Source organism: Vibrio sp. sp1, from assembly GCF_016920955.1.
Lineage (GTDB): Bacteria > Pseudomonadota > Gammaproteobacteria > Enterobacterales > Vibrionaceae > Vibrio > Vibrio alginolyticus.
On sequence record NZ_CP060589.1, the window covers coordinates 2,741,956 to 2,756,216 of the forward strand.

Below are 14,261 nucleotides of genomic sequence, written 5' to 3' on the forward strand. Positions count from 1 at the left end.
CTTAGCGGCCTGTCCCTTAAGGAAACGCGATTGTCTAAGCAGTATTAATGATCGTTAAGCGTATGAAACCCTGAATAAATACGTGTAAAAGTAGTAAACCAGCATGCCGCGCCAAAGATATACGCGATGACGGCAAAGTGTTGCGGTAGCAAACAAAATAAAATCAAGCAGCCAATGGTTTCTGTACCTTCGGTTAAGCCGCTCATGTAGTAAAGCGATTTGTTTTTATATACCGGATTATCGATGCCTTGTTTTCCTGCCATGATGGCAAAAGCCAAAAAGCTACTACCAGTGCCGATGAAGGAAAAAATCAAAAATGCGCCTGCAACGGCATTGTGTTCTGGGTTGGCAAGCACAAAGCCAAAAGGAATCAACGAATAGAACAAAAAATCTAAGCTGATATCAAGAAAGCAACCCGCATCGGTAATGCCTTGAATCCTTGCCAGTGCACCGTCTAACCCATCACAGATTCTGTTCAGCAAAATAAACAGCAACGCCAACAAGTACTGTTCGGCGATCAAAGCAGGCAGGGCAAAACAGCCAAGCACAAAACCAAATACTGTCGTCTGATTTGCGGTGATGCCACATTTATCGATATATGTCGCACTGAGTGCCAGCGGTTTGCGGATGAGCTTTATACTCAGGCTATCAAGCATGATTTGTCTCCCACGGCCAGTTTAGGCAGCGGCTGCCATCAGGAATATCATCTTCATCGTGCGTTACCATCAAAGTAGGGATGTTCGCTTGCTGCAATTGTTCGACCACCCAATTGCGAAATTGTACACGCAGGTCTTTATCCAACTTGCTATAGGGCTCATCAAGTAGCGCAACTTTCGGCTTTGCTAGCAGCATACGAGTCAATGAGATACGGGCGCGTTGCCCTCCCGAAATTTGGTCAGGAAAGGACTCTGCTAGTTTGGTCAATGAAATGTTCTTCAGTGCTTGCATGGCGTGAGCTTTACGCTCTTCACCTTTGATTGAGTTTGGTAGCGCGAAGGCAAGGTTCTCCCACACCGTTAAATGAGGGAAGAGCAAATCTTCTTGGAACAGAATACCGACCTGACGCTTATGGGCAGGGAGGGCATCCAACTTTTCGTTATCAAGCGTAATGGATCCAGAGTAGTTGAACTCGGCGGATAGGTGCCCGGCAATGGCATCCAACAAAGTGGATTTACCACAACCGCTAGGCCCCATCAGGGTAACGATTTCACCTTTTTCTACGGTCATATTGAACGCCGAGAAAAGCGCGTCGCCATTGGTTTTACGGATGGCGAGGTTTTCGAGACAAAGACTCATTCAGTAGTAAACCTTTTATAGACAAGCGGCGATACTTCCTGTGCAAGTGGCTAAGCAGTATCGCAAAAGAGAAGAACATGAATGGCAGCAGAGCTTGCCAAATGGCGTAAATAGCGGTGACACGTCGGTCAAAACCACTGGATAGTGCAACGGCTTCGGTTGTGATGGTGCTAATGCGCCCAGCCCCTAGAACTAATGTAGGTAGGTATTGCGCTAGGCTGACACTAATACCGACAGCCCACGCGAATGCAATCGCAGGCAGGAGGATTGGCAGTTTCACTTTTAACCAAGCTTGCATCGGTGTTTTACCCAAGCTGAGTGCGACGCGAGTTAAGCTGTTATCGAAGCTGCGCCACGGCCCGTCTAGCGAGAGGTAAATAAATGGGAATGCGAAGAATATATGCGCCCAACATACCCAAAAGAAATACGCATTACTGTTTAAGTACAGCGTCACTACTTGCATACCGAATAGCACGGATAGCTGAGGAATCAGCATTGGGATGGCGATGATGTAACCGGGCACCTGCCAGCGATAACGGAGACGATACTCATGTGCTATTAAAGCAAGAACTAGCGCGACAGTCGCGCTGATTAGGGCGATTGACATACTTTGTTCTAGAGTCCCTAGAATACTGTGCCATTCGTATTCCCAAAAACGCAGGCTGTAACGGCTTGGGAGCAAATCTGGAAAGCGCCAACGTTGGGCAAAGCTCCACAGCACCATGAGTGGAATCATTAGAAGTGCAAGTAGCGCTACCAGTGAAAATAGGGTTTTACCGGGTAAACGAAACCCGTTTCGACCAGAGTACTGCCAGCGTTTGAAGCCTTTGGTAATACACCATTCCATTAAGCGTGCAAATCCAATCAAAAGGCTTGCGATCGCAAACAGTATTACTGCGCCAGCGGCCGCTCTTGGTAGGAGCGATAAATCTGGATCGTTAAACCATTGCCATACCAAAACCGCAAACGTCGGCGGGTTGGTGGGGCCAATAATCAGGGCGACATCGACAACGGACAAACTGTAAGCCAATACCGCCAGCATTGGAAAGCGCAGTTTTGCTATCCACTGTGGGAACACGCATTTCCACCACGCTTGCGCCGAACTGTAGCCCATCGAATGACTGACTTTTTCAATCTTATCGACTTTCAATTGCTGAAGAATTGGAATACTCATCAACAATAAAAACGGCACTTCTTTAATCGCAAGCATGATGATCAAACCGAGTGCGTGCGGATCTTTAATCAGCAATGCTAAGTCATTCACCGTTTGTGCATTCGGGTCGTAACCAAACAGTTGGTTGAGAACCCTAACGCCCATACCAGTTGGGGCAAACAAGAACGCAAAGCCAATCGCAAACGCTACGTGCGGCATGGCAAGAAGTGGCGAGAGGCTTACTTCAATTTTTCGCCAAAACTTGCTACCCCAAGAGGCTTGCAAAATCGCAAATGTGATCAAGCAAGCCAAGTAGCTACTGAAAATGGCAGAGTAGAAAGTAAGCCCGATGGATGTCCAAACACCCTCCCAATCAAAAACAGCGTTAAAGCCATCTAAAGAAAAGTGGTGCAAGCCGATAGGAGGCACATAACCGAGCGCAGAGACAACCACTCCAAGTAGTCCCGGAATGGTAGGCAAAATACAAACTGCGATAATGACTAAATACAGCGCTCTTAACATGGATTCTTACTAATTCCCGTAGCGTTTCAACCATTCTTTTTCTAACGTCGCTTGCCAACTTGGATGTGGCTCAGCGATAGATTTGAATTGTTGAGTGTTTTTGGCCGAACCAGTTAGGTATTGGTTGCTTAGTACCGAAGGGTCGCCCCAGATGTTTAGGTTACCTTTGCGAGACTGTGCTTCAGGGCTCAATAAAAAGTTTATCGCAACTTGTGCACCAGCACTGGCATTTGCGTTCCAAGGAATCGCTAAAAAGTGGATATTTGAGAGTGCTCCTGCGTCCATTGCGTACGCTTTGGTGCTCTCTGCAAGATTACCGCTCGACTGCGCAGAGAAAACCGCGTTCGGGTTAAAGGTAATCGCCAGGTCAGTCTGACCATCATCTAGTAGCTGAAGGGTTTCTGCTGTACCGCCTGGAAACTGCTTACCACCGCGCCAAGCGACTTTATGGAACTCATCTAGATAAGACCACAGCGGTTGAGTGACTTGCTCAAACGTGTCATCGGTAACTGGTTGTTGCAGCTCAGGGGCGTTGTTAGACAGTTCAATGAGTAATGCTTTGATAAAGCTTGTGCCATGAAACTCTGGTGGTCGAGGGTAAGTCAGGCGATTCGGGAACGCTTTTGCATAGCTCAGCATTTCTGCGAATGATTTTGGAGGGTTATGGAGGGTTTGCTCGTCATGGATAAACACTAATTGTCCTACTCCCCAAGGTGCTTCTAGACCTTCTGTTGGCTCGGAGAAGTCCACATCAATTGGTAGAGATTTATCCACATATTGCCAGCTTGGCAAACCTTCGACAAAAGGACCAAATAGCAATTGGTTATCCTTCATTGATTTGAAGTTTTCGCCATTGATCCAAACCATATCAACACTGCCACCGCTGTTTTTGCCTGCCGCTTTTTCTGCGATAAGTCGAGTAGTGGTCTCAGAAATATCAGTTACTTTAACGTGGTTTAGCGTCACGTTATAACGTGATTTTAGCTCTCTACTCGCCCACTGTATGTAGCGATTAATTTCTTGGCTTCCGCCCCAAGCATGAAAGTAGACGGATTGCCCGTCGGCTTGTTGTTCGATTTTTTGCCATTCGCTATTCACTGATGAATCGGCAAAAGAAGGTGTCGCAAAAGTCGTGGCTAAAATGCCAATGCTGCTGAGTAGCTTTTTCATATCTATTCCGTGTTATGTCTTTTGGTGCTTGCTTTCGTTTCTATTGACGTTTTCGCAAGTCGTTCCGCTCTGTTACAAGGATAGTAATTCATCTCTCTCTATTATCAATGCCAATCCCAAACGGAATCACTCATTGATTCAAAGAATTACTCTCAATGTGAAGCAAAACGAAGAAAGGACAAATTTGGTGTCATTTTAGGAGCGGACCGTTTGTTTGAGGATATTCTTTCAAGTAATTGAAAATTATTGTCCCCAGAGATATGAATAGGTTGTTTTACAGAGCAAAATTGATGTTTAAAGCATGGAATTGAGGGCGAAAAGAGAAAGAAAGTTGGCCATTTAAATGACTTTGGCATGCATGACTAACGATTCATCGATATAAAAAAAGCAGCCGTTTGGCTGCTTTAAGATACTATCTGGTTTACTTAGTTGGGATTAGTTTACCCAGTCACGTAGTGTAAACGTCAATTCGTGATCGGCACTTTTCAGAACAAGACCATCTGTAGTTAGCGTGATATCGCTCCAGTTAGATAGTGTTTGTGTCATTGCGTTTTCGATCTTCATTTGATCTTCCATACACATCTTCATGGTCATGCCCATTTTTTCGATGCGTAGTTGGTTGTTTTTCAGCTCGGCTTGACCGAAGAAGTTGTTACAACCTGCGTTGCCGTTTGCGGTTAGATTTTCACCGATTTCTAGGCGAGCCGCTTTTTGGTGTTCGTCTAGAACGATATTTTTGCCATCAACTTGAACAAGTTCCCAGTTGTGGTGCTGCAAATCTTGAGCCGTTATTTCTTTCACATCATCACCGTTGCTAGCACAAGCAGTCATAAGAACAGGGAGAGAGATTGCTGTAACTAACGTTTTTAGGCTAAGCTTCATTTTATAGACTCCGTTTTTATAAACGCGGTAAGTATAAGTAATAAAACACTGTTTTTGTCAGCATAAGGTTATGGTTTCGTATGTTTTTGACATAACGAAGTATATAGCAAGTTTTGTTGCTGACTAATCTTCTCATTATTTAAACTAGGCCAATACGCCCTAATATGGAAAGAGCGGTTTTAGTATGGAGCAACTGGAGTTTTTTACTGTCCCAAGCCCTTGTGTTGGAGTATGTACCTCCGATGAAAAAGGGTATTGCAAGGGGTGTATGAGAAAGAGAGAGGAAAGGTTTAATTGGCTTAACTTAACCCCCGCTCAGCAGTTGCACGTTATTAAGTTGTGTCGTCAAAGGTACAGAAGAAAGATGTTGGCCGGGAAGACGAAGCCAGAACAGCTTCAAGATGAGTCATCGCCTCAACAAGACTTATTCTAGAATTCTTGTTCAGTCTGTGGGGTTACGCCTTCGCTTTCGGTTCTGATTAGGCTTTTACATATTCCCGGTCCGGCAAGGTGTCCTTTAAGAACCGGGAATCTCCTATCCATTTTCCCTATAGAGCGGTAATTGGCGTTATTTCATCGACCAACGGTCGCTAACCCAGCCTCCCGCTTGTTCGTCGAAGTGATTTCCTGAAAATCTATGATTGAATTCAACATCTAATTTACTTGTTGGGCGTTCATCCATCAGTTGATGAATATATCTCGCCATAGGATCCGTACAAGCTTCACGCTCTCTACGGGTAACTACTTCTTTGATCATTTGGAGTCTGTAGCTATTGCTGGCTCGTTTCATTTTTGACCTCCAGAACTCGATGGCAGCAGTTTGAACACATTGACGTCCAGATCGCTGCTCATTAGTGTGCGCGTGGAGGCACATCACCATCGTTTGAAGTCCAAAGACAAATTGTTTGAGAGCAGTGTTTGTAACGCCATTCACATCTTTCTCAGAATCATTGACTATGCTATTAAAAATGTTTCGCGAAATTTAGCCGATGAACCTGCATATTTAAAAGACCTTATCAAACATAGAAGCCCAACACAGGGGCGTCAATAACACAAATGAACAATTTTTGAACATATTGTGAAGGTGGAGAGTTTTCAGTAATTTATCGAAAATAAAAAACCGAAGCACAAAGCTTCGGTTTTAAGGAAAGCCCTGACGAAATTGCTTGTAAAAGCTCTTAGCGCCAGGGGTAAGGTGTTGAGTATTAGCTACCAGTTGCAGGACAACCTTTTACTGGTTGGCCATTACTGAAGTACTTGATGTTCTCTAAGTTCTTGTTGTAGTTATCCGCAGAGATTTGTGGGTTGTTTACGAAGAACTCGCGCAAAACGTATGCATCGGTTAGCTGTGTAGATTGAACATCGATGATTGGATAGTTATCGCCACCAGCAGCACTGAAGCTGATTACAGAGAATGTGTACGTTGCGTCTAGATCGAAGCCTTTATTGTTAATATCGGTAATGGTTACTGAGCCAGCATCACAATTTACATCTAAAGTGATGTTATCTAGTTGAGCGTAAGCACCAGAACCTGCAGATTTCGTCGCAACCACGTCTAGGTATTCTTTAACTTCTTTACCTGTCATAGTTGCTTTAGTCACGAAGTTACCAAATGGCTGAACCGTTAGTACGTCACGGTAAGTGATATCACCATCTTGGATTGAATCACGCACGCCGCCAGAGTTCATCACACCAAAGTCAGCATTTACCGTTTTGTAAGTACGGTATGCCTCGCCGAGTAGGTGACCTAGGTTAGTTTGTTGAGAGCGAACTACGTTACGATCACCTTCTAACTTACCCGTCGTATTAGAAATCTTCTCATCTAATAACTCTTGACCTTGTTGTTGGTATGGCAGTAGTAACGCTTTTACTGTTGCATCTTGTTGAATTCGTTCACCGATAACTTCATCGTTTTCGTCTAGAAGGTTTACAGGAATCAGTGCGTAGTTCGCTAAGTGAAGCTTGCCGTCGTAGTATTCGAAGTCAGCACGACCCACATATTTACCCCACTCATGCGCTTGCATAATCCAAGTGCCTTTTTGTTGGTCTGGGGCACAATCATCCCCAGGTTTGAAATCAGCATACTCATTGGTACCTGGTTCCATACATACAGGGTTTTGCGAGTGACCACCGATGATCGCGTTTAGCTGTCCTTCTTCAAGAGAGCGAGCGAGTTTCACGTCACCTGGTGCTTCACTACCGTTTTTACCATCTTCGTAGTGACCCATGTGCGTCGTTGCAAATACTAGGTCTACCTTTTCGTTCTCTTCGATTTCCTTCAGTACCTTTTTGATTTCTACTTGAGGGTCTTCGAAGTGGATGTTTGATACGTTGTCTGGATTGACTAGCTTCGCAGTGTCTTGCGTTGTTAGACCAATAACAGCGATCTTAAGGCCGTTGATAGTAAATACTTTGTAAGGGGCGAAGTAACGCTCGTTTGTATCTTTTTTATAGATATTCGCAGCCAGCATAGGGAAGTCAGCTAGCTCGGCTTGCATATCGAGAATATCTAGTGAGTTATCAAATTCGTGGTTACCGACAGCCATTGCATCGTAACCAAGTAGGTTCATCCCTACGAAGTCTGGAACCGCATCTTGCATGTCTGATTCTGGTACACCGGTATTAATATCACCGCCAGATAGCAGAATGGTTTCACCGCCTTTTGCTTCGACTTCTGCGCGGATAGATTCGATTAAAGTGTGACGCGCAGCCATGCCGTATTCGCCGTCGCTGTTATGCCAAAAGCGACCATGGTTATCGTTAGTGTGGAGAACGGTGAACTTAGTACAAGAATCTGCAGTCTCGCAGGTTACTGGAGAATTGTCGCTGTCTGAGCCGCATCCTGCTAGCGCAGCGCCCACTGCCACTACCAAAAGAGATTTGGAAAACTTCATAAGGGATCCTTTCTTTGTGATTTTGTTATTGTTACGGCGTGAAATATACGGAATTAATGTGAAACTTTAGTGATCTATCTCTTATTTATACTTCTATCGGAGAAATGAATTAATAAGCCTGCAAACTACGTCTATAAATAAACAGAATTGGTATTTAGTATTTATTTTATATCGCTAGCTCTATTTTTTGTGAGGTAGTTAATTGAATGTGTGTTGTTTGTGTGAATCAATGCGCATTTTTACGAAGTATTACGCTGATTTTGGTGATTATTTTGCCAAGTTTATGTTTTTCCTAATAGGTATGACACAAATCGTTATAAATTTTCGCTCTGATGATGAGGGGTGGCGGTTTGTATGCATAATGAACAGCACAGAGCTTAAACTCATTTGATCATGGCTTTATTCTGCCAAACTCTATCAAAAATTGTATTTATCTCTTTACTATAATTGCGATCGTTTAGAAACCTTATGCTTTAAGCATCGTTTATTTATCCTCATCCGATACCTTATCGTGCTTATTCCGCATTTGACACTCGAGTGTTTAAACAAATAGATTCAACCTAATGAGTCAAAATGAAAAGTAAATAATGGATCGTTCTTCTTCGAATATTATGATGTGAACTATCATTTAATTAATGAAAATGAAATGGATTAATGTAAAGCGTTGCGACTGTAGCCGTTATCTTTGAGCTTTGGTTTAAAGGGTAGGGTTAAAAGAATTTGTAAGTGGTGAACGCTAATAAAGGATGCTTATGAGATACACAGTAAGGGACGCACTCAAAAAGGAAGCAGCCCAAATCGCCAAGATACACGTTGACTCTTGGCAGGTGGCGTATAAAGGATTAATGCCAAAGAGCTACATAGAGCAGTTTACGATTGAGCGTCGAGAAAGGATGTGGGCACGAGTGATGACGGAGCAACTGGCCCAATTGATCGTAGTTGAGAGGCAAAGAGAAATTGTTGGCTTTTTAAGTTACGAGTTACCTAACCACACCAGCGAAGATAAAACGGCATTAGTGACATGTTGCTACGTTACGCCGCTACATTATGGGCAAGGAGCAGGAAGTGCACTGTTAGATGAGTTAGAGACACGTTTGCTCTCTACGTCAGTTATGCAGATCAGTTTGAAAGCACTGGATACTAATCAACAGGGGCTTAACTTTTACAAGAAGTGTGGTTTTGTGCGTACTGGAGAGGAAGAGTCGGAAGTGATTGAGAGTATGACGCTGACCGATCTCACTTTAGTGAAGTATATTGCCCGTTCATAAATCAAATGCTATATGCCAAATATAGTAAAACCCCGGAGGTGGTAAGACTCCGGGGTTTTGAAATTTTGTAGATGTCTCGGTTGGTAAGTCCGATTATCTTTTATGCAAAAGGTTTGGATTTAATCCGATTAATTCCTTGGTAGGGAATTAGATACGGATGAAGTCCATGTGTTCAACTTTTGGCTTGAACGCGTGACGTTGAACGTCTTGTGGCTTAACTTTAACTTCTTTGCCATCGATAACTAGAACGATGCCTTCGTAGAATTCAGGCTTGTCCATTTGGTTTACGATGTCGTCGTGGTTAAGAACGATAGCTACTGCTGCTTCTTCACCGCCGTATACAACTGCAGGGAATTTGCCAGCGTGACGTAGGCGGCGGCTCGCACCTTTACCTAGTTCAGTACGTACTACTGCTTCGAATTTCATAGTATTTACTCTCAAATTAGTAAAAATCAAATGTTCACAATCAACAATGCGACCTTGTTGTTCGTGGTAAAGCTTGAAACAGGAACTGTTCAAGCGAGCGCGGATACTATCATTCCACTTATAAATGGGCAACCCAAATCGTATCCAAATCAACAAAAAGGTATGATTTAGCGGGGTGGAAGGCTATCCCTTTTAACGCTTTGCTTGGATTTTGTTCACATCGACTTCATTTTCATCGGTTTACTGATCATGGTCCGAAAAACAAAGTTTATGTGTTATATGCTTTATGTTCGGCTGAGATGTAAGACTAAAGATGCTTTTAATCCACCTAAAGCGCTTGTATCCAATGTTAATTGACCTCGGTAACTGTGTGCCATTTCACTGACTATGTTTAGACCAAGACCTGAGCCAGGGGTTGTTTCATCCAATCTAACTCCTCTCTTGATTACTTGACTCAGTTTCTCTTTAGGGATGCCTGGCCCATCATCTTCAATAATGATGTGTATATTTTCCTTATCCTGAGAGGAGTGCACACGAATCATGCTGTTGGCCCACTTATAGCCATTTTCTAGCAAGTTACCTAGCATTTCATCGAGATCGGTCTGCTCTACTGCTACATTCAGCTCTGAATCAAGTTCATTAATTAAGGTAATGCTTCGGCTCGCATACACTTTATCAAACGCCATTGAGATAGCATCCACACGATCTGCTGGGTTCGACTTCACTGATAATATGTTCATCGATCCGGCCATACGGGCACGACCCAAATGGTAATCGATATGGTCTTGTATTTGATTGATTGGAGCTCGGAGACGGGATTGTGCCTCAGGTTCTAACGTCTGAACTTCATTTTTTAGAACAGAAAGTGGCGTTTTAAGTGCATGAGATAGGTTACCTGCATGATTGCGAGCTCTCTCTAGTAATTCTTGGTAATGGAACAGCAGAGCGTTGAGGTCGAAGATTAGAGGAGAAATCTCTTTTGGGTAGGTTTCTTCTAGACTCTTTTTGTTACCAGACTTCAGCTCGGCTAATTCTTTTTGTAGCTTTGTAAGCGGACTCAATGACCAAGCAATTTGCAGTAAAATGACGGTAAGCACGCCCGCGAATAATAAACCCAAAATAAGCCAAAGTTGGCCGATTAACGTCTGAAGGGTATTTTTAATGGGCTCTTCGTCAATACCAATAATAATGTGAATAGGACCATCGTAATCAGGAAGATACAGTGCTTTTTCTAGCGTAATTAGTTTTTCGCCTCTTGCTCCATACGCATCTTTATCCAAACCTTTGTATTCGATTTTTTTGTCCCACAACGAACGAGAACGTTCGAGGCTTGCCTCTGTAGAGGCACTCCAATACAAACCACTGTAAGGTCGGTTAAATCGAGGGTCTGATAGCTGAGCTGCGAGTGAAAGATGCCCGGTGTTATCGACTTCTAACTGTGCTGCGACTTCATCCATAAAAATGCTGAGCTGTGAGCGAGTGTCATCAACCATATAGTTGTAGACCTGCGTCGGTATCGTCACACCAGCGGCGAGGATCATTGCCGTTAACCAAACGATCGCCGCTAAAACGAGGCGACTTTTGATACTCAGTCGTTTTATTGCGTTCAACGGTAGCCTGTTTCTATTCGGCATTTAATTGGTATCCCAACCCTCGGACAGTTTTGATGATCTTTGGTGCGATTTTTTTGCGAATTCGGCCGATAAAAACTTCGATTGTGTTGGAGTCACGATCAAAGTCTTGTTTGTAAATGTGCTCGACGAGTTCGGTTCGAGAAATCACTTTTTCCGGGTTATGCATAAAGTAAGCGACCACTTTATACTCTAGCGCCGTCAAGCTTACCGCTTGCCCTTGCCACATGACTTTAGAAGTGCGTGTATCCAAGCTCAAGTCGCCAATTTGCATCACAGGAGAGGCATTACCAGAGGCTCTTCGCAGCTGTGCACGAATACGAGCGATAAGCTCAACCATTTCAAATGGTTTAGTTAGGTAATCGTCTGCACCTGCGTTTAAGCCTTCAACTCGCTGCGTTAGGGTGTCGCGAGCGCTTAGAATCACGACAGGAGTATTAATGTTTTCATCTCGGATGCCTTTTAGGACGGTAAGACCATCCAGTTTTGGCAAGCCGAGGTCAAGAACAATGGCGTCCCATTCTTCCGAAGTCGCGCGATACAGAGCGTCTATGCCATCTTGGGACAGTTCTGGTACCCAGCCGGTACTTTCTAATGTTTCGATGATTTGCTCGCCTAAACGAGGATCATCTTCAACAACAAGTATTTTCATATTGATGATTCTTATTATGTTTGGATTTTTATCGAAGTAAGCTTCGCATCGCGTCTGGATTACGTATTAGACAAGTTTAGTTGTTTTGCGGCTTTAACGCTTTGTTAAAGCTGCGACCTTTGATCTCAAGCATTTCCAGCGTGGCGGCGTCGTACTCAACTTTTAGGACGCTATTGTTGTACAGAATTTTCAATTCATACACCCAAGCATCATCATCTTCTTCAAGCTCGACCTTGATGATGCGGCCGTATAGGTCGTTTTCTACTGCGGCGTAAAGTTCCGAAAATGGTCGTATATATCCTTGTTGAACCGCGCGATAGACCTCATCTTGATCTTCATCGAATTCGATACGTGTTCCTGGCTTTTCGACATCTTGCACGATGGCGTGGCCATTTTGTGATGTGTACTCGTTGCCATGCTTGGCAAAACTTGGTGCACACATGAATGTCGTGATAAGGCCGAAAAGTAACGCAGAATGTAGAGAAGTCGTTGCTTTATACATAGTCAAACCTTTTCTGGAGCGTTAGCCGCAGTATATCGGAGATAGATGAACAGAGAGTGAATCAGCTAATTAAGTTTTGCCATGTGTTGTCGATGTTATTTCAACTCATCTTCAAAAATTTTATCTCGCAGCTTCCAAAAGCGACCAGATTTTCTAGCAATAACAAACTGAGGCAAACGGAAACGATGTTGATTAGCGACAACGCGTGTCGGTGAAGCCTCTTCAAAAGGGCGATGCTTGTCTGCTAAGTGGGGGCGTACGAACTGATCTTTAAACGTTTGTTTTTGTTTTTTGGTACTCAATGTCCAAAACTCATGAACTAACGCATTGCCTTCGCCTTGGTATGGTTCACCAGAATACGTCACCTTTAGCTGAGATTTACCATCACTGGACTTAAATACAGATAGGTCCATTTCTGTGCATTCAAAGATTAATGCATCTTTGAGATTAAGGGCTTCTTTTAGCTTTTTATCTGGGTCTACGAGCGTCGCATCACACTCATGACAAATTCGTGCAGCGATATCGTTGTCCGCACCACATTCACCGCAGTATTTGGCACGAAAACGGTAGCCACAGTGTTCACGTTCGCCTGTGTCTTCATCTTCAAAGTAACCTTGGCAACGTCTGCCAAAATGTTCAACCAAGAAACCGTTACTATCCAACTTACCCCAGAAGTTGTTATTGAATCCGCAAGCCGGGCAAGGAATCGTGATAATTTCACTGTCAGAGTCTGGTTTGGGATCACCGACTTCAGGTTGGTATAAATCGTAGCTGTTGCCTGCGTAATCAAGCACTAAACATTCTGATTTTCCGTCTGATAAGCGTAATCCTCGTCCTACTATCTGTTGGTACAGACTGACTGACTCTGTTGGTCGCAAAATCGCGATTAAATCGACATGCGGCGCATCAAACCCGGTTGTCAGTACCGAAACATTGACTAAGTATTTTATTTGACGATTCTTGAACGCTTGGATGATCGCATCGCGCTCCGGCGTAGGTGTATCACCAATGACGATTTCAGTTTCGCCTTCTGGCAATAAACTGTGTATCTCCTGTGCGTGTCGAACAGTTGCAGCGAAGATCATGACACCTTGACGCTCTTTCGCATATTGCATGATTTGCTCAACAATTTGTGGAGTCGCACGTTTGGCTTTATCGATCACCATGTCCATTTCTGCTTCTTTGTAGCGTCCGGTGTTAGCGGGCTTCAGCTGAGAGAAGTCGTAAGACAAAACGGGCGCATCCATCATGCGGGCTGGAGTGAGGAAGTTTTCGTCGAGCAAGTAACGGATCGGCAGTTCGAAAATACAATCGCGGAAGAATCGAGGCTCTTCGGTTCGCACTTGACCTCGGGTGTGATACTGATAAATCCAGCCCATTCCTAAACGATAGGGCGTTGCAGTTAGTCCCAGCACCTTAATGCCAGGGTTCAGTTCTCGTAAGTGAGTAATAACTTTTTGGTAGCTGCTGTTTTTGTCATCTGGCACACGATGGCACTCATCAATAACGAGCAGAGAAAACTGGTTTTTGAACGAATCTAAGTTACGTACGACCGATTGAACCGAAGCAAACACGACTTGCTGGTCAGTTTCTTTTCGTCCCAATCCTGCTGAGAAGATGGAACCTTTTAAACCATAACCTTCATACTTTGCGTGGTTTTGCTCGACCAGTTCTTTTACGTGGGCGAGGACTAACACTCGTCCTTTCGCAAGGCGAGCAAGTTCTGCGATCACCAAGCTTTTCCCGGCACCGGTTGGCAGCACGATCACTGCTGGTGTCGAGTGTTTACGAAAGTAATGAATAACGGCTTTAACCGAGTCGGCTTGATAAGGACGAAGTGTGTACATGAAAATATGTGAAATTGC

14 protein-coding genes are annotated in these 14,261 nt (G+C 43.9%); 2 read left to right on the plus strand and 12 right to left on the minus strand.

The window, feature by feature from the left end:
• Positions 1–44: 44 nt before the first annotated feature.
• The 5 genes from H9L11_RS12870 to H9L11_RS12890 form a co-directional block, all read right to left on the minus strand.
• On the minus strand, positions 45–656 hold the full coding sequence (locus tag H9L11_RS12870; RefSeq protein ID WP_205390810.1) for a CDP-alcohol phosphatidyltransferase family protein: 612 nt from the start codon (positions 654–656) through the stop codon (positions 45–47).
• Positions 649–1,296, minus strand: coding sequence for an ATP-binding cassette domain-containing protein (locus H9L11_RS12875; protein WP_042522013.1), 648 nt, complete (start codon positions 1,294–1,296; stop codon positions 649–651). The genes H9L11_RS12870 and H9L11_RS12875 overlap by 8 nt, the downstream gene beginning before the upstream one ends.
• A complete protein-coding gene (locus tag H9L11_RS12880; protein WP_205390811.1) occupies positions 1,262–2,971 on the minus strand; it encodes a thiamine ABC transporter permease in 1,710 nt (569 codons plus the stop codon). Before H9L11_RS12880 ends, H9L11_RS12875 begins: the two co-directional genes overlap by 35 nt.
• Positions 2,972–2,980: 9 nt before the next feature.
• Complete coding sequence (locus H9L11_RS12885) at positions 2,981–4,141, minus strand: ABC transporter substrate-binding protein (protein ID WP_205390812.1); 1,161 nt, start codon at positions 4,139–4,141, stop codon at positions 2,981–2,983.
• Between the two features lie 435 nt (positions 4,142–4,576).
• On the minus strand, positions 4,577–5,023 hold the full coding sequence (locus tag H9L11_RS12890; protein ID WP_042522007.1) for an META domain-containing protein: 447 nt from the start codon (positions 5,021–5,023) through the stop codon (positions 4,577–4,579).
• Positions 5,024–5,207: 184 nt separating this feature from the next.
• On the opposite strand from H9L11_RS12890, the gene H9L11_RS12895 reads away from it, so the two are divergent.
• Complete coding sequence (locus H9L11_RS12895; RefSeq protein ID WP_005378062.1) at positions 5,208–5,456, plus strand: DUF1289 domain-containing protein; 249 nt, start codon at positions 5,208–5,210, stop codon at positions 5,454–5,456.
• Between the two features lie 135 nt (positions 5,457–5,591).
• Here the strand turns inward: H9L11_RS12895 and H9L11_RS12900 are convergent, their stop codons facing one another.
• Positions 5,592–5,813 (minus strand): hypothetical protein, encoded by a 222-nt coding sequence (locus H9L11_RS12900; protein ID WP_005386686.1) that lies wholly within the window; start codon positions 5,811–5,813, stop codon positions 5,592–5,594.
• Between the two features lie 415 nt (positions 5,814–6,228).
• Positions 6,229–7,917 carry a bifunctional UDP-sugar hydrolase/5'-nucleotidase UshA gene (gene ushA, locus H9L11_RS12905; RefSeq protein ID WP_149191904.1) on the minus strand — a complete coding sequence of 563 codons (1,689 nt, stop codon included), beginning with the start codon at positions 7,915–7,917 and terminating at the stop codon, positions 6,229–6,231.
• Positions 7,918–8,669: 752 nt separating this feature from the next.
• On the opposite strand from ushA, the gene H9L11_RS12910 reads away from it, so the two are divergent.
• On the plus strand, positions 8,670–9,185 hold the full coding sequence (locus tag H9L11_RS12910; protein WP_205390813.1) for a GNAT family N-acetyltransferase: 516 nt from the start codon (positions 8,670–8,672) through the stop codon (positions 9,183–9,185).
• Between the two features lie 147 nt (positions 9,186–9,332).
• On the opposite strand, the gene rplY is transcribed toward H9L11_RS12910, so the two are convergent.
• The 5 genes from rplY to H9L11_RS12935 all read right to left on the minus strand — a co-directional run bounded on the left by rplY (position 9,333) and on the right by H9L11_RS12935 (position 14,243).
• Positions 9,333–9,611: a 50S ribosomal protein L25 gene (gene rplY / locus H9L11_RS12915; protein WP_005378066.1), complete on the minus strand. Its 279-nt coding sequence runs from the start codon at positions 9,609–9,611 to the stop codon at positions 9,333–9,335.
• A gap of 284 nt (positions 9,612–9,895) precedes the next feature.
• Positions 9,896–11,245: an ATP-binding protein gene (locus tag H9L11_RS12920; RefSeq protein ID WP_005378071.1), complete on the minus strand. Its 1,350-nt coding sequence runs from the start codon at positions 11,243–11,245 to the stop codon at positions 9,896–9,898.
• Positions 11,235–11,894, minus strand: coding sequence for a response regulator transcription factor (locus H9L11_RS12925; protein ID WP_005378073.1), 660 nt, complete (start codon positions 11,892–11,894; stop codon positions 11,235–11,237). The genes H9L11_RS12920 and H9L11_RS12925 overlap by 11 nt, the downstream gene beginning before the upstream one ends.
• Before the next feature lie 76 nt (positions 11,895–11,970).
• Positions 11,971–12,396, minus strand: a complete 426-nt coding sequence (locus H9L11_RS12930) for a PepSY domain-containing protein (RefSeq protein ID WP_005378075.1) — start codon at positions 12,394–12,396, stop codon at positions 11,971–11,973.
• A 95-nt stretch (positions 12,397–12,491) separates the two neighbouring features.
• Positions 12,492–14,243 carry a DEAD/DEAH box helicase gene (locus H9L11_RS12935; protein WP_054729964.1) on the minus strand — a complete coding sequence of 584 codons (1,752 nt, stop codon included), beginning with the start codon at positions 14,241–14,243 and terminating at the stop codon, positions 12,492–12,494.
• Positions 14,244–14,261: the final 18 nt, after the last annotated feature.

Coding starts and splice junctions, on each gene's coding strand:
- H9L11_RS12870 (WP_205390810.1), bottom strand. CDS start 656: ATGCTTGATAGCCTGAGTATAAAGCTCATCCGCAAACCGCTGGCACTC.
- H9L11_RS12875 (WP_042522013.1), bottom strand. CDS start 1,296: ATGAGTCTTTGTCTCGAAAACCTCGCCATCCGTAAAACCAATGGCGAC.
- H9L11_RS12880 (WP_205390811.1), bottom strand. CDS start 2,971: ATGTTAAGAGCGCTGTATTTAGTCATTATCGCAGTTTGTATTTTGCCT.
- H9L11_RS12885 (WP_205390812.1), bottom strand. CDS start 4,141: ATGAAAAAGCTACTCAGCAGCATTGGCATTTTAGCCACGACTTTTGCG.
- H9L11_RS12890 (WP_042522007.1), bottom strand. CDS start 5,023: ATGAAGCTTAGCCTAAAAACGTTAGTTACAGCAATCTCTCTCCCTGTT.
- H9L11_RS12895 (WP_005378062.1), top strand. CDS start 5,208: ATGGAGCAACTGGAGTTTTTTACTGTCCCAAGCCCTTGTGTTGGAGTA.
- H9L11_RS12900 (WP_005386686.1), bottom strand. CDS start 5,813: ATGAAACGAGCCAGCAATAGCTACAGACTCCAAATGATCAAAGAAGTA.
- ushA (WP_149191904.1), bottom strand. CDS start 7,917: ATGAAGTTTTCCAAATCTCTTTTGGTAGTGGCAGTGGGCGCTGCGCTA.
- H9L11_RS12910 (WP_205390813.1), top strand. CDS start 8,670: ATGAGATACACAGTAAGGGACGCACTCAAAAAGGAAGCAGCCCAAATC.
- rplY (WP_005378066.1), bottom strand. CDS start 9,611: ATGAAATTCGAAGCAGTAGTACGTACTGAACTAGGTAAAGGTGCGAGC.
- H9L11_RS12920 (WP_005378071.1), bottom strand. CDS start 11,245: ATGCCGAATAGAAACAGGCTACCGTTGAACGCAATAAAACGACTGAGT.
- H9L11_RS12925 (WP_005378073.1), bottom strand. CDS start 11,894: ATGAAAATACTTGTTGTTGAAGATGATCCTCGTTTAGGCGAGCAAATC.
- H9L11_RS12930 (WP_005378075.1), bottom strand. CDS start 12,396: ATGTATAAAGCAACGACTTCTCTACATTCTGCGTTACTTTTCGGCCTT.
- H9L11_RS12935 (WP_054729964.1), bottom strand. CDS start 14,243: ATGTACACACTTCGTCCTTATCAAGCCGACTCGGTTAAAGCCGTTATT.